This is a genomic window from Noviherbaspirillum galbum, assembly GCF_010974945.1.
In the GTDB taxonomy this organism is placed as follows: domain Bacteria; phylum Pseudomonadota; class Gammaproteobacteria; order Burkholderiales; family Burkholderiaceae_D; genus Noviherbaspirillum; species Noviherbaspirillum galbum.
In genome coordinates this window covers 50279-66483 of the sequence record NZ_JAAIVB010000036.1, presented here as the reverse complement: position 1 = coordinate 66483, position 16205 = coordinate 50279, and the positions used below count along the sequence as shown (strand labels likewise).

12 protein-coding genes and 1 pseudogene are annotated in these 16205 nt (G+C 65.5%); 9 read left to right on the top strand and 4 right to left on the bottom strand.

Annotated elements, in window-relative coordinates; all coding sequences use genetic code 11:
* Positions 1-30 precede the first annotated feature (30 nt).
* Positions 31-1681 (top strand): annotated as a pseudogene (aroKB, locus tag G3574_RS10260) (bifunctional shikimate kinase/3-dehydroquinate synthase AroKB); the annotation flags it as partial.
* 10 nt (positions 1682-1691) lie between these two features.
* Positions 1692-2825: a deoxyguanosinetriphosphate triphosphohydrolase gene (locus G3574_RS10255; protein ID WP_163962702.1), complete on the top strand. Its 1134-nt coding sequence runs from the start codon at positions 1692-1694 to the stop codon at positions 2823-2825.
* A gap of 750 nt (positions 2826-3575) precedes the next feature.
* Here G3574_RS10255 and G3574_RS10250 read toward each other — a convergent pair.
* A complete protein-coding gene (locus G3574_RS10250) occupies positions 3576-4136 on the bottom strand; it encodes a 5-formyltetrahydrofolate cyclo-ligase (protein WP_163962700.1) in 561 nt (186 codons plus the stop codon).
* Between the two features lie 61 nt (positions 4137-4197).
* Between G3574_RS10250 and G3574_RS10245 the strand changes: the two genes are divergently transcribed.
* The 3 genes from G3574_RS10245 (at position 4198) to G3574_RS10235 (ending at position 8238) form a co-directional block, all read left to right on the top strand.
* Complete coding sequence (locus tag G3574_RS10245; RefSeq protein ID WP_205609730.1) at positions 4198-6174, top strand: lytic transglycosylase domain-containing protein; 1977 nt, start codon at positions 4198-4200, stop codon at positions 6172-6174.
* A gap of 123 nt (positions 6175-6297) precedes the next feature.
* Positions 6298-7011 (top strand): glutathione S-transferase family protein, encoded by a 714-nt coding sequence (locus G3574_RS10240; RefSeq protein ID WP_163962698.1) that lies wholly within the window; start codon positions 6298-6300, stop codon positions 7009-7011.
* 3 nt (positions 7012-7014) lie between these two features.
* The gene (locus tag G3574_RS10235) at positions 7015-8238 is read left to right on the top strand and encodes a multifunctional CCA addition/repair protein (protein ID WP_163962696.1); all 1224 of its coding nucleotides are present in this window, start codon (positions 7015-7017) and stop codon (positions 8236-8238) included.
* A 46-nt stretch (positions 8239-8284) separates the two neighbouring features.
* Here the strand turns inward: G3574_RS10235 and G3574_RS10230 are convergent, their stop codons facing one another.
* Positions 8285-9403, bottom strand: a complete 1119-nt coding sequence (locus G3574_RS10230) for an ABC transporter substrate-binding protein (protein WP_235953278.1) — start codon at positions 9401-9403, stop codon at positions 8285-8287.
* A gap of 223 nt (positions 9404-9626) precedes the next feature.
* On the opposite strand from G3574_RS10230, the gene G3574_RS10225 reads away from it, so the two are divergent.
* Positions 9627-10316, top strand: coding sequence for a GNAT family N-acetyltransferase (locus G3574_RS10225; RefSeq protein ID WP_163962692.1), 690 nt, complete (start codon positions 9627-9629; stop codon positions 10314-10316).
* 15 nt (positions 10317-10331) lie between these two features.
* Here the strand turns inward: G3574_RS10225 and G3574_RS10220 are convergent, their stop codons facing one another.
* Together G3574_RS10220 and G3574_RS10215 are read right to left on the bottom strand one after the other, a co-directional pair.
* A complete protein-coding gene (locus G3574_RS10220) occupies positions 10332-11222 on the bottom strand; it encodes a hypothetical protein (RefSeq protein ID WP_163962690.1) in 891 nt (296 codons plus the stop codon).
* Positions 11223-11384: 162 nt separating this feature from the next.
* Positions 11385-11948: a cob(I)yrinic acid a,c-diamide adenosyltransferase gene (locus G3574_RS10215; RefSeq protein ID WP_163962688.1), complete on the bottom strand. Its 564-nt coding sequence runs from the start codon at positions 11946-11948 to the stop codon at positions 11385-11387.
* Positions 11949-12116: 168 nt separating this feature from the next.
* Here G3574_RS10215 and G3574_RS10210 point away from each other — a divergent pair, with 168 nt between their 5' ends.
* The 3 genes from G3574_RS10210 to G3574_RS10200 all read left to right on the top strand — a co-directional run bounded on the left by G3574_RS10210 (position 12117) and on the right by G3574_RS10200 (position 16184).
* Entirely contained in the window at positions 12117-13526 is a 1410-nt protein-coding gene (locus tag G3574_RS10210; protein ID WP_163962685.1) for an FAD-binding oxidoreductase, read from the top strand.
* 35 nt (positions 13527-13561) lie between these two features.
* Entirely contained in the window at positions 13562-14452 is an 891-nt protein-coding gene (locus G3574_RS10205; protein WP_163962683.1) for a LysR substrate-binding domain-containing protein, read from the top strand.
* Positions 14453-14693: 241 nt separating this feature from the next.
* Positions 14694-16184, top strand: a complete 1491-nt coding sequence (locus tag G3574_RS10200) for an FAD-linked oxidase C-terminal domain-containing protein (protein WP_163962681.1) — start codon at positions 14694-14696, stop codon at positions 16182-16184.
* Positions 16185-16205 lie beyond the last annotated feature (21 nt).

Genomic DNA, 16205 nt, shown 5'->3' with positions numbered 1-16205 from the left:
CAGTCTTCCAACATTTTTCTCGTAGGGCTCATGGGCGCCGGCAAGACGACAGTCGGCCGCGCCCTGGCCCGCAAGCTCGACAAGACCTTCATCGATTCTGACCATGAAATCGAGGCGCGCACCGGCGCCTCGATTCCATTGATCTTCGAGATCGAGGGCGAGGCCAGCTTCCGGCATCGCGAATCCGACGTCATCCGCGACCTCACCTCGCGCAGCGGCATCATCCTGGCGACGGGCGGCGGCGCCGTCCTCAAGCCGGAAAACCGCGAGTACCTGAAAACCCGCGGCACGGTGATCTACCTGCGCGCCAGCATCAACAGCATCCTTGCCCGCACCAGCCACGACAAGAACCGGCCGCTGCTGCAGACGCCCGATCCGCGCGCCAAGCTCGAGCAGCTGTCCCGCGAACGCGAGCCGCTCTACCTCGAAGTCGCCGACCTCGTGATCGAAACCGGGCGACCTAACGTACAATCGCTGGTGAACACCATTGTTTCCCGGCTTGCGCAAGTACAGAAAACGATTCCGGGAGACGGCAAGACCACCTCGATTCCCTGACGCTTTCATGACCGCCGACCACCGCACGCCGCATCCCCCCATCCAGCTCCAGGTCGACCTGGGCGACCGCAGCTACCCGATTACCATCGGGCAATCCCTGTTGAACTCTCCAGAGCTGCTGGCGCGGCACGTTGCCGGCAAGCGGGTGGCGATCGTCACCAACACCGTGGTCGGCCCGCTCTACCTCGAGCGTGTCGCCGGCCTCCTGCGAGAGGCTGGCATGCAGGTGACCACGGTGGTGCTGCCCGACGGCGAAGAAGAAAAACACTGGGGCAACCTGATGAAGATCTTCGACGTCCTGCTGGCCGAGAAATGCGACCGCAAGACAACCATCGTGGCGCTGGGCGGGGGCGTGATCGGCGACATGGCCGGCTTCGCTGCGGCGGCCTACATGCGCGGCGTGCCTTTCGTGCAGGTGCCGACGACGCTGCTGTCCCAGGTCGATTCCTCGGTCGGCGGCAAGACCGGCATCAACCATCCCCTCGGCAAGAACATGATCGGCGCTTTCTACCAGCCGCAGGCCGTGATCGCAGACACCGCCACCCTCGATACCTTGCCGGACCGCGAACTGTCCGCCGGCCTGGCCGAGGTCATCAAGCACGGCGCCATCATCGACCCCGCCTTCTTCGACTGGATCGAGGCCAGCATCGGCCTCCTCATGGCCCGCGACCCGGTCGCGCTGGCGCATGCCATCCAGCGTTCCTGCGAGATCAAGGCGGATGTGGTGCGCCAGGACGAACGCGAAGGCGGCCTGCGCGCCATCCTCAACTTCGGCCATACCTTCGGCCATGCCATCGAAGCCGGCATGGGCTACGGCGAATGGCTGCACGGCGAAGCGGTGGGCTGCGGCATGGTCATGGCGGCCGACCTGTCGCATCGGCTCGGCTTCATCGACGCCGCGACGCGCGAGCGCATCGCGGCGCTGGTCAAGGCCGCCGGCCTGCCCGTGACCGCGCCCGACCTCGGTGCAGCGCGCTGGCTGGAACTGATGGAGGTCGACAAGAAGAACGAGGGCGGACAGATCAAGTTCATCCTGCTCAAGCCGCTGGGTCGCTCGGTCATCATGCCGGCGCCGCAGGACGCGCTGCTGGCCACCATCGCCGCCTGCACCGCTCGCACCGCCTGACGCCGCGTCCATGCACATCGAAGCCCACCTCGCCCCCTACGCCGCCCGTTCCGAGGCATCGCGGGGCAGGCGCTTCCCGGAAGACGCGCCGGCGCTGCGCAGCCAGTTCCAGCGCGACCGCGACCGCATCATCCATTCCACCGCCTTCCGGCGGCTCGAATACAAGACCCAGGTCTTCGTCAACCACGAGGGCGACCTGTTCCGCACCCGGCTGACCCACAGCATCGAGGTGGCGCAGATCGCCCGCTCCATCGCCCGCAACCTCTGCCTCAACGAAGACCTCGTGGAAGCGATTTCCCTCGCGCACGACCTCGGCCACACGCCCTTCGGCCATGCCGGCCAGGACGCGCTCAACGACTGCATGAAGAACGATGGCGGCTTCGAGCACAACCTGCAAAGCCTGCGCGTGGTGGACGAGCTGGAGGAACACTACGGCGCCTTCAACGGCCTGAACCTCACCTTCGAAACCCGCGAAGGCATTCTCAAGCATTGCTCGGTCAAGAATGCGGCATCGCTCGGCGACGTCGGCCGCCGCTTCATCGAGAAAACCCAGCCCAGCCTCGAAGCCCAGCTCGCCAACCTCGCCGACGAAATCGCCTACAACAACCATGACATCGACGACGGCGTGCGCTCCGGCCTGATCACCACCGCCCAGCTCGACGAAGTCGATTTCTATTCGCGCCACCGGCACGAAGTCGAAACCGTCTTTCCCGGCATTACCGGCCGCCGCGCCATCCACGAAACCATCCGCCGCATGATCAATGCGCTCGTGATCGACCTGATCGAAGCCTCGCGCGAACGCATCGAGCACACCACGCTGCGCAGCATCGACGACGTGCGCTACGCGCCGCCGCTCATCACCTTCTCCGAGGCGATGCGCAACGAAGCCACCCTGCTCAAGCGCTTCCTGCGCGAGAACCTGTACCAGCATTATCAGGTCAACCGCATGACCAGCAAGGCGAGGCGCATCGTGACGCAGCTGTTCGATGCCTTCATGGAAGAGCCGAGCCTGATGCCGCCCGATTATCACGTGCCGGGCGACCGGCAGCGGCAGGCGAGGAAGGTGGCGGATTACATTGCCGGCATGACGGACAGGTATGCGATGCGGGAGCATCGGAGGTTGTTTACGGTGGATGAGATTTGAGGGCAGGAGTTGGGGTTTTGTTGCTGGCGGCTTTTGCCGTCGCGGACTTGCGGTGTCGTTCGCGCCACCTCATGAACTTCTACAACACGCCGTCGTTCCCGCGCAGGCTGGAATCCCATTTCGGTTTCTCTCCGGTGAACCGGTTGCGGCTCCCACTCCGTGGGGACTTGCCGGGGCTGGTCCCGGCGGCCCAGGTACTTTCTTTATCAGCAGACCCTAGGCGGGCCCTACGAAAGTACCCAAAGAAAGCTGCTTCAACCCCCATGTGGGAGTCACTTCGGGTGGCCTTGCTCGATGGGTTGAGGGGATGCCGTCCTCCGCGGTAGTAAGCACCTGGAAGGCATCCGATGACTTGACCTCCTGCCGCATCGGCATGGCTCGAGTTTGTTCCGACGACGGGGAGCACGGTGCCGCAGACGAATTAGCACCTCCGTCCTTTCAAGCACCTTCCGCTCTGTCCCCTCCCTTTCAAGGGGAGGGCTAGGGTGGGGATGGGGTTCGGCCGCATGTAGAGAACAGTATTTATTTCGATGATCATGCCGACGCTGTTCTTTGCTTGCGGAAGAAACCCACCCCCACCCCAACCCTCCCCTTGAAAGGGAGGGAGCTTGGTATTCAGGGCGCGAGTGTGGTGGTCGTATCGTTCGCCGTCACGCAATGCCGAAGGCGAGCCCACCGGGGCCAGTCCCGGCAAGCCCCCACGGACTGGGAAAAGCAACCGGTTCAACGGAGAAAAAAACGCAACCTTCCTCAATACCCCAACTCCGACTCCTCCGTAATCACCGCATCCAGCGCAACATCATGCGCATCCCCCGCAAACACCGCTTCGCAGCAGGCATAAGAAATCCCTACCGCCACCGGCCTGGCCGGCCCCGCCAGCGTCCGGTCGTAGAAGCCACCGCCATACCCCAGCCGGAACTTCGCCGCATTGAACCCCACGCAAGGCACCAGCAGGGCATCGGGCTCGATCTCGACCCGCCGGGCCGGCATCATCACCCCCAGCTTGTCTTTCACCAGCGGCGCGCCGGCTTCCCAGGCGAGGAAGACCAGCGGGGCGTCGGGCGCCACGACGGCCGGCAAGGCGAGCCGCACGCCGTGGGCGGCGAGCATCTCGTACGTATCGCGCAAGTCGGGTTCGCGTCGTATGGGCCAGTACACGCCCAGCGTGCCGACGGGATTGGCATTCCACCAAGCCATGACCCGCGTGCCGATGAGGGCATTCCACAAGGCACGAACTTCGTCGGGAATCGCCTGTCTTTTCGCGAGCAGCGCGCGCCGCAATTCTGCCTTGTCGCTTGTCGTTTCGGTCATGATTTTCAAGCCTGTTTCGTATATGCTAGGACTAACCCTGTCTTTCAGAAAGCTTCATCCGATGTCTTCTCCACGCCGTATCGCCAGCCTGGCCGCAGTGGCAATTTCCGCCGGCTTGGCCGGCGCCATCCTGTATGCGCCGCCCGTCCACGCGGAAAAGCGCGCCGCCGCGCCCGTCTATGCCAACGACGACGAAGTATTCGCGGCGCTGCGCGAAGCCGCGCGCAACAATGACGCCGGCCGCGCCGCCGACCTGGCGTCGCGCCTTGGCAATTATGCCATCCCGTCCTATGTCGACTACTTCCGCCTCAAGCCGCGCATCGCGCTCAACATCGCGTCGGAACAAGAGGTGCGCGATTTCCTGCAGCGCTACGACGGACAGGCCATCGCCGACCGCCTGCGCAACGACTGGCTTCTCGAACTCGGCCGCGGACGCAACTGGACGGTGTTCGACGAGCAGTATCCGCAGTTCGTGCTCAACGACGACCCGCAGGTCAAGTGCTATGCGCTGACCTCGCGCGTGCTCAAGGGCCAGAAGGTGGCGGACGAGGCGCGCGCCGCGCTGACCAATCCGGCCAGCTACGGCGAAGCCTGCGCCTCGCTGATCACGGCCTTGGTCCAGGCCGGCCAGTTCGACCTGAACGACGTCTGGGAGCACATGCGGCTGGTGGCCGACAGCGGCTATGGCGGAACGATACGCCGGCTGGCGCCGCTGGTGGAGGCGGATGACACGGTGCTGCTGAAAGCGCTGGAAAAGCCGGAGCGGGTGCTCAAGCTCGGGCCGGGCCAGAGCCGCGTCGGCCGTGAAATCTACCTGATGGCGCTGGGCCGCGCGGCGAAGAGCAACGTCGACCTCGCGGTCAGCTCGCTGACTTCCCATGCCGACCGGCTGAGCGCCCGCGAGCGCGCCATCGCCTGGTCGCAGATCGCCTTGCCGGTGTCGCGCGCCCTGGGGCCGGACGCCGCCGTCTACTGGCATCGCACCGAAGGCGCGCCGCTGTCGCTCGACGGCCACCAGTGGAAGGCCCGCGCCGCGCTGCGCGCCGGCGACTGGAAGCTGGTGCGCAAGGCCGTGGAAGCCATGCCGCCGCAGCTGGCGAACGACGCCACCTGGGTCTACTGGCTGGGCCGCGCCCTGCGCGCCGAAGGCCAGGCCGATGAAGCGCGCGCGAAATTCGAATCCATTGCCGACCAGACCAACTTCTACGGCCAGCTCGCGCTCGAGGAACTGAACCAGAAGATCGCCATCCCGCCCCGCGCGCAAGCGGCCACCGCCGACGAAATCGCGCCGATGGCCGACAACCAGGGTTTTCGCCGCGCCCTCAAGTTCTTCGACCTGAACATGCGCTTCGAAGGCTACCGCGAGTGGAACTGGGAATTGCGCCGCATGAACGAACGCCAGCACCTCGCCGCGGCCGAGTTCGCGCGCCAGAGGAACGTGCTCGACCGCATGGTGAACACCTCCGACCGCACGCGCAACGAGGTCGACTTCACCCAGCGCTTTCCCTCGCCCCACCGCGACATCATGACGCAGGCAACCAGCAAGCTGGGCCTGGACATGGCCTGGGTCTACGGCCTGATCCGCCAGGAGTCGCGCTTCGTGCAGAACGCCCGCTCGCACGTCGGCGCCTCCGGCCTGATGCAGGTCATGCCCGCCACCGCACAATTCGTGGCGCGCAAGATCGGCCTGAGCGGCTATTCGCAGGCGCAGATGAACGAGACCCAGACCAACATCACGCTGGGCACGAACTACCTGAACATGGTGCTCAACGATCTCGACGGCTCGCAGGCACTCGCCACGGCGGCCTACAACGCGGGCCCGGGCCGTCCGCGCGCCTGGCGTTCCACCTTGCCGCGGGCGGTGGAGGGCGCGGTCTTCGCCGAATCGATTCCGTTCGCCGAGACGCGCGACTACGTCAAGAAGGTCTTGTCCAACGCCACCTACTACGCCGCCCTCTTCGAGAACGCGCCGCAGTCGCTCAAGGCCCGGCTCGGCATGGTGGCGCCGCGCGGCTTCGCGCCCAGCGACCTTCCCTGACAGGCAAGCCGCCTCGCGCCGGCGGCTTGCCGATTTGGCAAACGCCGGCAAAAGCATTATCCTCGGCTGTTCCGCCGGCCACGCTCCTGGCGGACCTTCTTTCCGTAGCGCAGGACCGCCAGCATGCAAAACACCGAACTCGACCCGACCCTGTCCCAGACCCTCGATGCCGCCGGCAAGGCCGGGCTCAAGCTCGTCATCGGCAACAAGAACTATTCCTCCTGGTCGATGCGACCCTGGGTCGCCATGACCGCCTTCGGCATTCCCTTCGAAGAAGTGCGCATCTCGCTCGGCCAGCCCGATACCGCGAACCGCATTTCCCGTTATTCGCTGGCCGGACGCGTGCCGGTGCTGGTGGCCGGCGACATCACCATCTGGGATTCGCTGGCCATCTGCGAATACCTCGCCGAGCAGTTTCCCGACAAGGGCATGTGGCCGCATGACGTCGAAGCGCGCGCCGTGGCCCGCTCCATCTGCGCCGAGATGCACAGCGGCTTCACCGGCCTGCGGACGGCGATGTTCATGAATATCCGCGCCAGCTTCCCCGGCAAGGGACGCACGCCCGAGGCGCAGGGCGACATCGGGCGCATTTCGGAAATCTGGGAAACCTGCCTCGAGCGTTCCGGGTCGCAAGGCTTCCTGTTCGGCGACTTCTCGATCGCCGACGCGTTCTATGCGCCGGTGGCGATGCGCTTCCGCACCTTCGGCGTCTGGCTGCCGCCTGTGCTGCAGGGCTATGTCGACCGCGTGGCGGCGCATCCCGCCGTGGCGCAGTGGATCGAGGAAGCCGTGGCCGAGCAGGACCGGCTCGACAAGTACGAAACCTATCCCGGGTAAATCATGAAGACCTACATCGTCGGCGGGGCGGTGCGCGACGAGCTGCTCGGCCTGCCGGTGCAGGACCATGACCACGTCGTGGTCGGCGCCACGCCCGACGAGATGCTGAAGCGCGGTTTCCGCCCGGTCGGCAAGGATTTCCCGGTCTTCCTCCATCCCCAAACCCACGAGGAATATGCCCTGGCGCGCACCGAGCGCAAGACCGCGCCCGGCTACAAGGGCTTCGTTTTCCATGCCGCGCCCGACGTCACGCTGGAAGAAGACCTCGTCCGCCGCGACCTCACCATCAATGCGATGGCGAAGGGGGAGGACGGCGGGATCATCGACCCCTTCCATGGTCAGGACGACCTGCGCGCGCGCGTGTTCCGCCATGTCTCCGATGCCTTTGCTGAAGATCCGGTGCGCATCCTGCGCCTCGCCCGCTTCGCCGCGCGCTTCGCCGACTTCAGCGTCGCGCCGGAAACCAACCAACTCATGCGCGCCATGGTGCAGGCCGGCGAGGTGGATGCGCTCGTGCCCGAGCGCGTATGGCAGGAACTGGCGCGCGGCCTCATGGAGCAGCGTCCCTCGCGCATGATCGAGGTGCTGCGCGACTGCGGTGCGCTGGCGCGCATCCTGCCCGAGCTGGATGTCCTGTGGGGCGTGCCGCAGCCGGAGAAGCATCATCCCGAGATCGATGCCGGCGTGCACGTGATGATGGTGGTCGACTGCGCCGCGCGGCAGGGGCATTCGTTGCCGGTGCGCTTCGCCGCGCTCATGCACGACCTCGGCAAGGGACTCACGCCGGCCGAGAGGTGGCCGGCCCACCACGGGCATGAAGGCAAGAGCGTGGCCCTTGTCGAGCAGGTCTGCAAGCGGCTGAAGATTCCCAACGATTGCCGCGATTTGGCGGTCATGACCGCGCGCGAACATGGCAACGTGGCGCGCGCGTTCGAGCTGCGCGCCGCCACCATCGTCAGCCTGCTGGAACGCTGCGACGCTTTCCGCAAGCCGCAGCGTTTCCGGGATTGCCTGCTGGCCTGCGAATGCGATCACCGCGGCCGGACCGGTTTCGAAGATCAGCCGTTTCCGCAGGCCGCGCGGCTGAGCGAGGCGCTCGGCGCGGCGCTGGCGGTCAATGCGGGAGAGGTGGCGAAGGGCTGCGCCGATCCAAAGCGCATTCCGGAGGCGGTGCATGCCGTGCGGGTGGCGGCGGTAAAGGGAGCGATGAGGGAAGAGGGGGAGTGAGCCGGCGGGTGAAGGCGCCTGTGCGGCCTCCACCCTGGAGCGATGTTCAGCGCACGAACTTGCCGTCCTTGCCGATCATCGTGAGCTCCACGAACTCGCTGCCGGTATGGTCGTCCGGGCCGTAGGTCACCATCAGGCCGCCGAAGTCCGTGCGCTGCATGGATTCCATGGCCCGAACGAATCCTTCGCGGTTCAGGTTGCGTCCCGCGCGGCGCAGGCCTTCCACCAGCACCTTGGCATTGACGAAGCCTTCCATCGCGGCATACGACAGGGTGGCGTTGTTCGCCTTGGCTGCTGCCTTGAATTCCTGGCCGAGCTTGGTCGACAGCAGGTGCGGCGCCGGGGTGATCTGCGAAACGATCACGCCCACGCCCGCCGGGCCCAGGTCCTTCACGAACGATTGCGAGGAATTGTTCGACAAGGTCATGATCTGCATGGCGCCGCCATTCTTGCGGATCGCCTTGATGATGTCGATGGTGTTCTTCGACGAGCTGACGATGATGAGGGCATTCGGCTGCGCCTTGATGACTTGCGCGGCGGTGGCGTCGTAGTCGGGATTCACGCGCGCGAACTTCACGATGGCGGGCGAGGTGAGCTTGCGCGCCGCCATGGCTTTTTCATAGCCTTCCAGCCCGTCCTTGCCGAAGGAATCGTCCACGTAGAGCAGGCCGATGCGGTCCACGCCGACGGTGGCGAAATGCTCCACGCCGCGGATCACTTCGTCCTGGTATTTGGCGCGCACGTTGAAGACCCAGTGGTTCACCGGCGTGTGGAAGATGGCCGCTCCCGTGCTGGGCGCGATGAGCGGCACCTTGTTCTGGTCCAGCAGCGGCAGGATGGCTTCGGTATGCGGCGTGCCGCGGCTTTGGAACAGGGCGAAGACGTGCTCGTTCTTGATGAGGGTTTCAGCATTCGCGGCGGCCAGCTTGGGATCGAACTTGTCGTCGAGCACGCGCAGCTCGATCTTGCGTCCATGCACGCCGCCCTGCTGGTTGACGGTCGCGAGGTAGGCATTCACGCCTTCGTTCATTTCCTTGACGGGGGCGGCGATGATACCGGTCAGGCCGATGGTCTGGCCGATCACGATGGCGCCATCGCTCACTCCCTCTTCGGCTGCGGCGCCGACGGACATCGCCAGGAGGAGGACGCCAACCAATTTCGTCATCAGTCGATTCATGATCTTTCCCGTTGTTGCAAAGTACGTCGAGTGTACACATCGGAAATGTTGAACAGGTGTAACACTTTTTGACCTGTGGCTTTCCTGTCACATGAAACGCCGGGCCGATTGACAGTTCGCAAACCCCACTCGACCGGCCTCGCGTTCCGGGCACCTGCCGGCGATTTCGCCTACAATGCATTGTGCAATGCAACATGAAAAGGAAGTGATCATGCGTTCCGACGAGCAACGAGAAATCGAGCCGCTGCGAAAAGCGGACAAGCCGACAGCCCAGAAACCCGCGGTGCGGGTGAAGGAACTGTCGGAGCGCGACCGGCGGCGCCTGCTGATGCATTTCCTGGCGCTCGACCGCGACGACCGCCTGCTGCGCTTCGGGTCCGTGTTGCCCGACGAGCTCGTGACGCGCTATGCGCAGATGCTGGATTTTTCACGGGACACGGTGTTCGGCGTGTACGACGACAACCTGCGCTTGCTCGGCGTGGGACATCTCGCCTTCGCCGACCGGGAAAGCATGCCGGCCCTGCGCGATGCAACCGACAAGTCGCGCATCGCGGAGTTCGGCGTCTCGGTCGCTTCCCATGCGCGCGGCCTCGGCATCGGCTCGAAGCTGTTCGAGCGCGCCGCCATCCATTGCCGCAACGAAGACATCGACACGCTCTACATGCATTGCCTGTCTTCGAACGCCACGATGATTCACATCGCGCGCAAGGCCGGCATGGAAATCCAGCGGGCATACGGCGAGGCGGATGCCTATCTCAAGCTCCTGCCTGCGAGCCCCGCCACCATGCTGCAGGAAGCGGTGGAAGAACAGGTCGCCACCCTCGACTTCACGGTCAAGGCCAATACCAAGGCCGCGGCCAAATGGTGGCGGCGTTTCCCGGGCTTCAAGAAACGGGCCTGATGCCCGGTTTCCGGCTCATTCGCTCCCCGGGCGCTGGGGCGGGCGCACGCTCCACAGCAAATGCCGCTTGCCTTCGGGCGTGACATATCCCAGGGCGCTGTAGCGCGCTCCCTCCGGATTGCCGTTCCCCGGCTTTTCTCCACCGCCGCCACCCTCATTGCGCCAGCGCCGCGCTTCGGCAAATGCCAGCGCCCGCTTGTCCTGCTGTCCCTCCTGGCCGGGCAAGGCGACCTCGAAAACATTTTCTTCCCCAAGCTGCCGCACGCGGCCCGCGATCCTGCCGTCGGCTCCGGTCAGCCACTGCAGCACCGTGCCGTCGTTCTGGGCGGTGTCGCCTGCGCCGGCGCGGATGTCGAGCAGCGCGCCGTCGCGCGCATTGCTTGCGAGGCGGACCGGCATCAGCCAATCATTGCTTTCCCCTTCCTGCGCGCCGCGCTGCACGGCGCCCGGCCAGGCCACGAGATCCTGCCCGCCCTGGCCGGGCGCGTCGGTATCGAAGCGGACGAGTTGGCGGTTGCCGTTGTCTTGCATCCGTTCGAGGAAGAGATGGCGGCTGTCCGGATGCCAGAAGCAATGTCCGCCCGGCTCGGTCTGGTAATGCGTCGGCGGCTGGTCGCCGGCCTGGATCACCAGGCTTCCATGCTCGCGCCAGCAGGCGCGCGAGCCATCAGGAGAAACGAGGCGCGCTTCCCCGCCGGATGCGGCGCGCGGCGCCGGTATCGCCCAGCGGATGGCAGGGTGTCGTTGCTCGACGAGCTGGGTCGGCTCGGGCATCGCCCAATGCAGGGCGGGATGACGGCGGATGGCGAAGGTGCCGAAGGCGTGCGCCGGCGGGCAAGACGGGACGATGCGGGGTTGCCGGCAAGCGCCGGAGACAATCGGGGCGGAGATCTTGCCGGCGGGCATGGAAGCCGCGCAACGCAACGGAAGATGCGGCGAAAAACGAAGCAGTGGAGGGGGCATGAGGATCAGTCTGGAGTGAGAATCCGCTCTCAGTGACGTGCCCCGAAGTCCGGTTCCAGCGCCGGAAAGAATCCGGCCGTGTCTGTCTCCCGCAACAAGCAACGCCTATGCGCCGACCTCGCGCTTCCTGTCCTTTTCCCACAGCACGTCGCTGCCGCCGGCGAAGCGGTTGAGCACGCGCGACAGCACGAACATCAGGTCGGACAGCCGGTTCATGTACTGGCGGGGATTGGCGTTGAGGGTTTCGCTGTTGCCCAGCGTGACGATGGCGCGTTCGGCCCGGCGGCAGATGGTGCGGCAGACATGCGCCAGCGCCGCACCGCGCGAACCCGCGGGCAGGATGAAATCCTTGAGCGGCGGCAGATCGGCGTTGTACTTCGCCAGCAACGCATCGAGCCGCGCCACGTGTTCGTCGGTGATCAGCGTGTAGCCCGGGATGCAGAGCTCGCCGCCGAGATCGAACAGGTCGTGCTGGATGGATACCAGTTCCTCGCGCAGCGCCTGCGGCAGGTCTTCGCACAGCAGCAGGCCGAGGTGGGAATTGAGTTCATCCACGTCGCCCATCGCATGCACGCGCAGGCTGTCCTTGCTGACCCGCGAGCCGTCGCCCAGTCCGGTGGTGCCGTTGTCGCCGGTGCGCGTCGCGATCTTCGAAAGTCGGTTTCCCATGTTTGGCCTCGTAAGCAGGTGCGGAACCGGACGCAAGTCCGGAAAGAGCGCCAGCATACGATAAAACCCGGGCCGTCGCCTTGATCGGGATGCGGTTCCGCAAGGGCGGCGCGGTGCCCTGCGGCCGGGGTTGCGGAGTACAATCGAGCAAACCACATGGAGACAGCCATGAACCAGCCCGTTCATCCCGCCGCCCTGAAGAAGCCCGTGCCCGACGCCTTGCTCCAGGCCCTGGCTTCCCTGTTCGAAGACCGTTTCACCACCTCGCACGCGATGCGCGAACATCACGGCCGTGACGAATCTTCCTACGACCCCATGCTCCCGGATGCGGTGGTGTTCGCCCAGACCACCGAGGAAGTCGCCGAGGCCGTCAAGCTGTGCCACGCCTATGACGTGCCGGTCATCCCCTATGGCACCGGCACCTCGCTCGAAGGGCACATCCTCGCGCTGCGCGGCGGCATCACCATCGACCTGTCGCAGATGAACCAGGTGCTCGCGGTGCATCCCGAAGACCTGACCGCCACGGTGCAGGCCGGCGTGACGCGCAAGCAGCTCAACCAGGAAATCCGCGACACCGGCCTGTTCTTTCCCATCGATCCCGGCGCCGATGCATCGCTCGGCGGCATGGCCGCCACCCGCGCCTCGGGCACCAATGCCGTGCGCTACGGCACCATGCGCGAAAACACGCTGGCGCTGACCGTGGTGACCTCCGACGGCCGCATCATCAAGACCGGCACACGCGCCAAGAAGTCCTCCGCCGGCTACGACCTGACGCGCGTCTTCGTCGGCAGCGAAGGCACGCTTGGCATCATCACCGAGGTCACGGTCAAGCTCTATCCACAGCCCGAGGCGGTATCGGCGGCGATCTGCTCCTTCCCGACGGCCGAAGAGGCGGTCAATACCGTCATCCGCACCATACAGCTCGGCGTTCCCGTGGCGCGCGTCGAGTTTCTCGACGAAAACAGCGTGCGCGCCATCAATGCCCACGACAAGCTTTCCCTGCCCGAAAAGACCTTGCTGCTGTTCGAGTTCCATGGCAGCGATGCCGGCGTGCAGGAGCAGGCGCAGACGGTGCAGGAAATCGCCGCCGAGTTCAACGCCATCGGCTTCGAGTGGGCGACCCGCCAGGAAGACCGGACCCGCCTCTGGCAGGCGCGGCACAACGCCTACTTCGCGATGCTGCAGATGCGCCACGGCGCGCGCGCCATTTCCACCGACTGCTGCGTGCCGATCTCGCGCCTCGCGGAATGCATCCTCGACACCAAGGCGGATTGCGAAAAGAGCGGCATCATCCATTCCATCATCGGCCACGTGGGCGACGGCAATTTCCACGTGCTGATGCTGGTCGATCCGCATGACCCGGCCGACGTGGCCAAGGCCGAGGCGGTCAATGCCCGCATGGTCGCGCGCGCGATCTCCATGGACGGCACCTGCACCGGCGAGCACGGCGTGGGCATGCACAAGATGGATTTCCTGATCCAGGAGCATGGCGAGGAAGCCATCGAGACCATGCGCGTCCTCAAGCATGCCTTCGATCCGAAAAACATCATGAATCCCGGCAAGATCATCCGCTGGTAACGCTGGAAGACAACGACCAGGCAACGACTCATTCAATGGCAATCCGACTTCCGCCCGTCCATGCGCTCTCCGCCTTCGAGGCGGCCGCGCGCCATGGCTCCTTCGCGCTGGCCGCCGACGAGCTGTGCATCACTCCTTCCGCGCTGTCCCACCGCATCCGCCTGCTCGAAGAGTTCGTCGGCGAACGCCTGTTCCTGCGCGACGGCCGCACGGTCAGCCTGTCGGAATTCGGACGCCGCTACCTCGACGTGGTCCGGGCCGCGCTGCGCGCCCTCAGTGACTTTCCCCTGCCGCATCGCAGCGCCGCCGCCCAGCCGCGCATCAAGATCACGGTACCGCCGACCTTCGCCCGCTACCTGCTCCTGCCACGGCTGGCGGAATTCGGCGCCCTGCATCCCGATGTCGCGGTGGAGATCTTCCTGTCGGTGCCGCTGTACGACCTCAGCCTGTCGGAGAGCGACCTCGAAGTCCGCTTCGGTGCAGGCAAGTACCCTGACCTCGTGACGGAAAAGCTGTTCGAGGAGCCAACCTTCGCCGTGGCAAGCCGTACCTACCTGGAACGCATCGGCGGCATCGATACCCTGGCCGACCTGCGCAAGGCGGCCTTGCTGCGCTCTGCGCTCGAACCGTGGCAGCCCTGGTTCGAAGTGGCCGGCCTCGACTGGGCCGAGCCCTCCGCCGGCCTGCGGGTGGACGATCTCGGGCTGCTGCTGGAAGCGGTGCGCCAGGGCCATGGCGTCGCCCTCACGCGCCAGCACTTCGTGCAGGCGATGCTGGCGTCCGGCGAAGTCGTGCAGCTGTTCCCGGACATCCAGCTCAAGACGCCGCCCCATGCCTATTACGTTGTTTACGAGCAAGCCGAGACCTCGCGGCCGGAAGTCGAGCATTTCCTTGCCTGGCTGAAATCGACGTTCCGGTCGATCTAGCCCCGTGAAAAGATTTCATGCGCCCGTGCCAAGCTTTTCAGGCCCGGCGGGCGGATTTGCGCGTGTGTTTTTGGATACACTTGGGCGGTAAGCCTGTCAAACCAGGAAGAACCACGAACGTATTGCCGTTAGTTTTCAACAGATCATGCGCAACCGCCGTCATTCCCGCCTGCGCGGGAATGACGGCGGCGAGCGCTGGGTTCAGCAAACGGCAATACGTTCGAAACACCGAGGAACCGCCATGAACGCTCCCGCCAACGTACCCACCTTCACCCTCGAGCGCCAGCGCCAGGTCGTGGCCGCCCTGCGTCCGCTGCTGCCCGAAGGCGCGGTGCTGTTCAACGAGGAAGATACCCGACCCTACGAGTGCGACGGCCTGGCCGCCTACCGGCAGTTGCCGATGGTCGTCGTGCTGCCGCAGAACGAGCAGCAGGTCATCGCCGTGCTCAAGACCTGCCGCGACCTGCAGGCGCCCATCGTGCCGCGCGGCGCGGGCACCGGCCTGTCCGGCGGCGCGATGCCGATCGCCGATGGCGTGGTGCTGTCGACCGCGCGCCTGAACAAGATCCTCCAGGTCGATGCCTATAGCCGCACCGCCATCGTGCAGCCCGGCGTGCGCAACCTGGCGATCTCCGACGCCGCCGCGCCGCTCAACCTGTACTACGCGCCCGATCCATCCTCGCAGATCGCCTGCACCATCGGCGGCAACGTCGCGGAAAATTCCGGCGGCGTGCATTGCCTCAAGTACGGCCTCACCGTGCACAACGTGCTGCGCGTGCGCATGGTCACCATCGAAGGCGAGGTGGTGGAACTCGGCAGCGGCGCGCTCGACGCGGCGGGCCTGGACCTGCTGGCCCTCTTCATCGGCTCGGAAGGCATGCTCGGCGTGGTCACCGAAGTCACCGTCAAGCTGGTGCCCAAGCCCCAGGTCGCGCGCGTGATCATGGCCTCCTTCGACGACGTGGTGAAGGGCGGCGACGCCGTGGCGAACGTCATTGCCGCGGGCATCATCCCCGCCGGCCTCGAGATGATGGACAAGACTTCCTCGCGCATGGTCGAGCCCTTCGTGAAGGCGGGCTACGACATCGACGCCGAAGCCATCCTGCTGTGCGAATCCGACGGCCTTCCGGAAGAAGTAGAGGACGAAATCGCCCGCATGAGCGAGGTGCTCAAGTCATCGGGCGCGACCGCCATCGCGGTGTCGCAGAACGACCTGGAGCGCCTGCGCTTCTGGTCGGGCCGCAAGAATGCCTTCCCCGCCGCCGGCCGCATCTCGCCGGACTACTACTGCATGGACGGCACCATCCCCCGCAAGCGCCTCGCCGAAGTACTGGTGCGCATCACCGAGATGGAACAGAAATACGGCCTGCGCTGCGCCAACGTGTTCCATGCCGGCGACGGCAACCTGCATCCGCTGATCCTGTTCGATGCCAACATGCCCGGCGAATTCGAGCGCGCCGAAGCCTTCGGCGCGGACATCCTCGAACTTTGCGTCGAGGTCGGCGGCACCATCACCGGCGAGCATGGCGTCGGCATCGAAAAGATCAACTCGATGTGCGTGCAGTTCACGGCGGCCGAGCTGGACTGCTTCCGCGGCGTCAAGCGCGCCTTCGACACCGCGTTCCTGCTCAATCCGGACAAGGCGATTCCGACCTTGCACCGCTGCGCCGAATTCGGCCGCATGCATGTGAAGAACGGCCAGATGAAGTTCGCCGACCTGCCGCGCTTCTGATTTTCCAGGGGAAGAAAGAAC

Bases quoted from the DNA above. Each gene is read 5' to 3' on its own strand.
- G3574_RS10255 (WP_163962702.1), top strand. From the start codon at position 1,692: ATGCACATCGAAGCCCACCTCGCCCCCTACGCCGCCCGTTCCGAGGCA.
- G3574_RS10250 (WP_163962700.1), bottom strand. From the start codon at position 4,136: ATGACCGAAACGACAAGCGACAAGGCAGAATTGCGGCGCGCGCTGCTC.
- G3574_RS10245 (WP_205609730.1), top strand. From the start codon at position 4,198: ATGTCTTCTCCACGCCGTATCGCCAGCCTGGCCGCAGTGGCAATTTCC.
- G3574_RS10240 (WP_163962698.1), top strand. From the start codon at position 6,298: ATGCAAAACACCGAACTCGACCCGACCCTGTCCCAGACCCTCGATGCC.
- G3574_RS10235 (WP_163962696.1), top strand. From the start codon at position 7,015: ATGAAGACCTACATCGTCGGCGGGGCGGTGCGCGACGAGCTGCTCGGC.
- G3574_RS10230 (WP_235953278.1), bottom strand. From the start codon at position 9,403: ATGACGAAATTGGTTGGCGTCCTCCTCCTGGCGATGTCCGTCGGCGCC.
- G3574_RS10225 (WP_163962692.1), top strand. From the start codon at position 9,627: ATGCGTTCCGACGAGCAACGAGAAATCGAGCCGCTGCGAAAAGCGGAC.
- G3574_RS10220 (WP_163962690.1), bottom strand. From the start codon at position 11,222: ATGCCCGCCGGCAAGATCTCCGCCCCGATTGTCTCCGGCGCTTGCCGG.
- G3574_RS10215 (WP_163962688.1), bottom strand. From the start codon at position 11,948: ATGGGAAACCGACTTTCGAAGATCGCGACGCGCACCGGCGACAACGGC.
- G3574_RS10210 (WP_163962685.1), top strand. From the start codon at position 12,117: ATGAACCAGCCCGTTCATCCCGCCGCCCTGAAGAAGCCCGTGCCCGAC.
- G3574_RS10205 (WP_163962683.1), top strand. From the start codon at position 13,562: ATGGCAATCCGACTTCCGCCCGTCCATGCGCTCTCCGCCTTCGAGGCG.
- G3574_RS10200 (WP_163962681.1), top strand. From the start codon at position 14,694: ATGAACGCTCCCGCCAACGTACCCACCTTCACCCTCGAGCGCCAGCGC.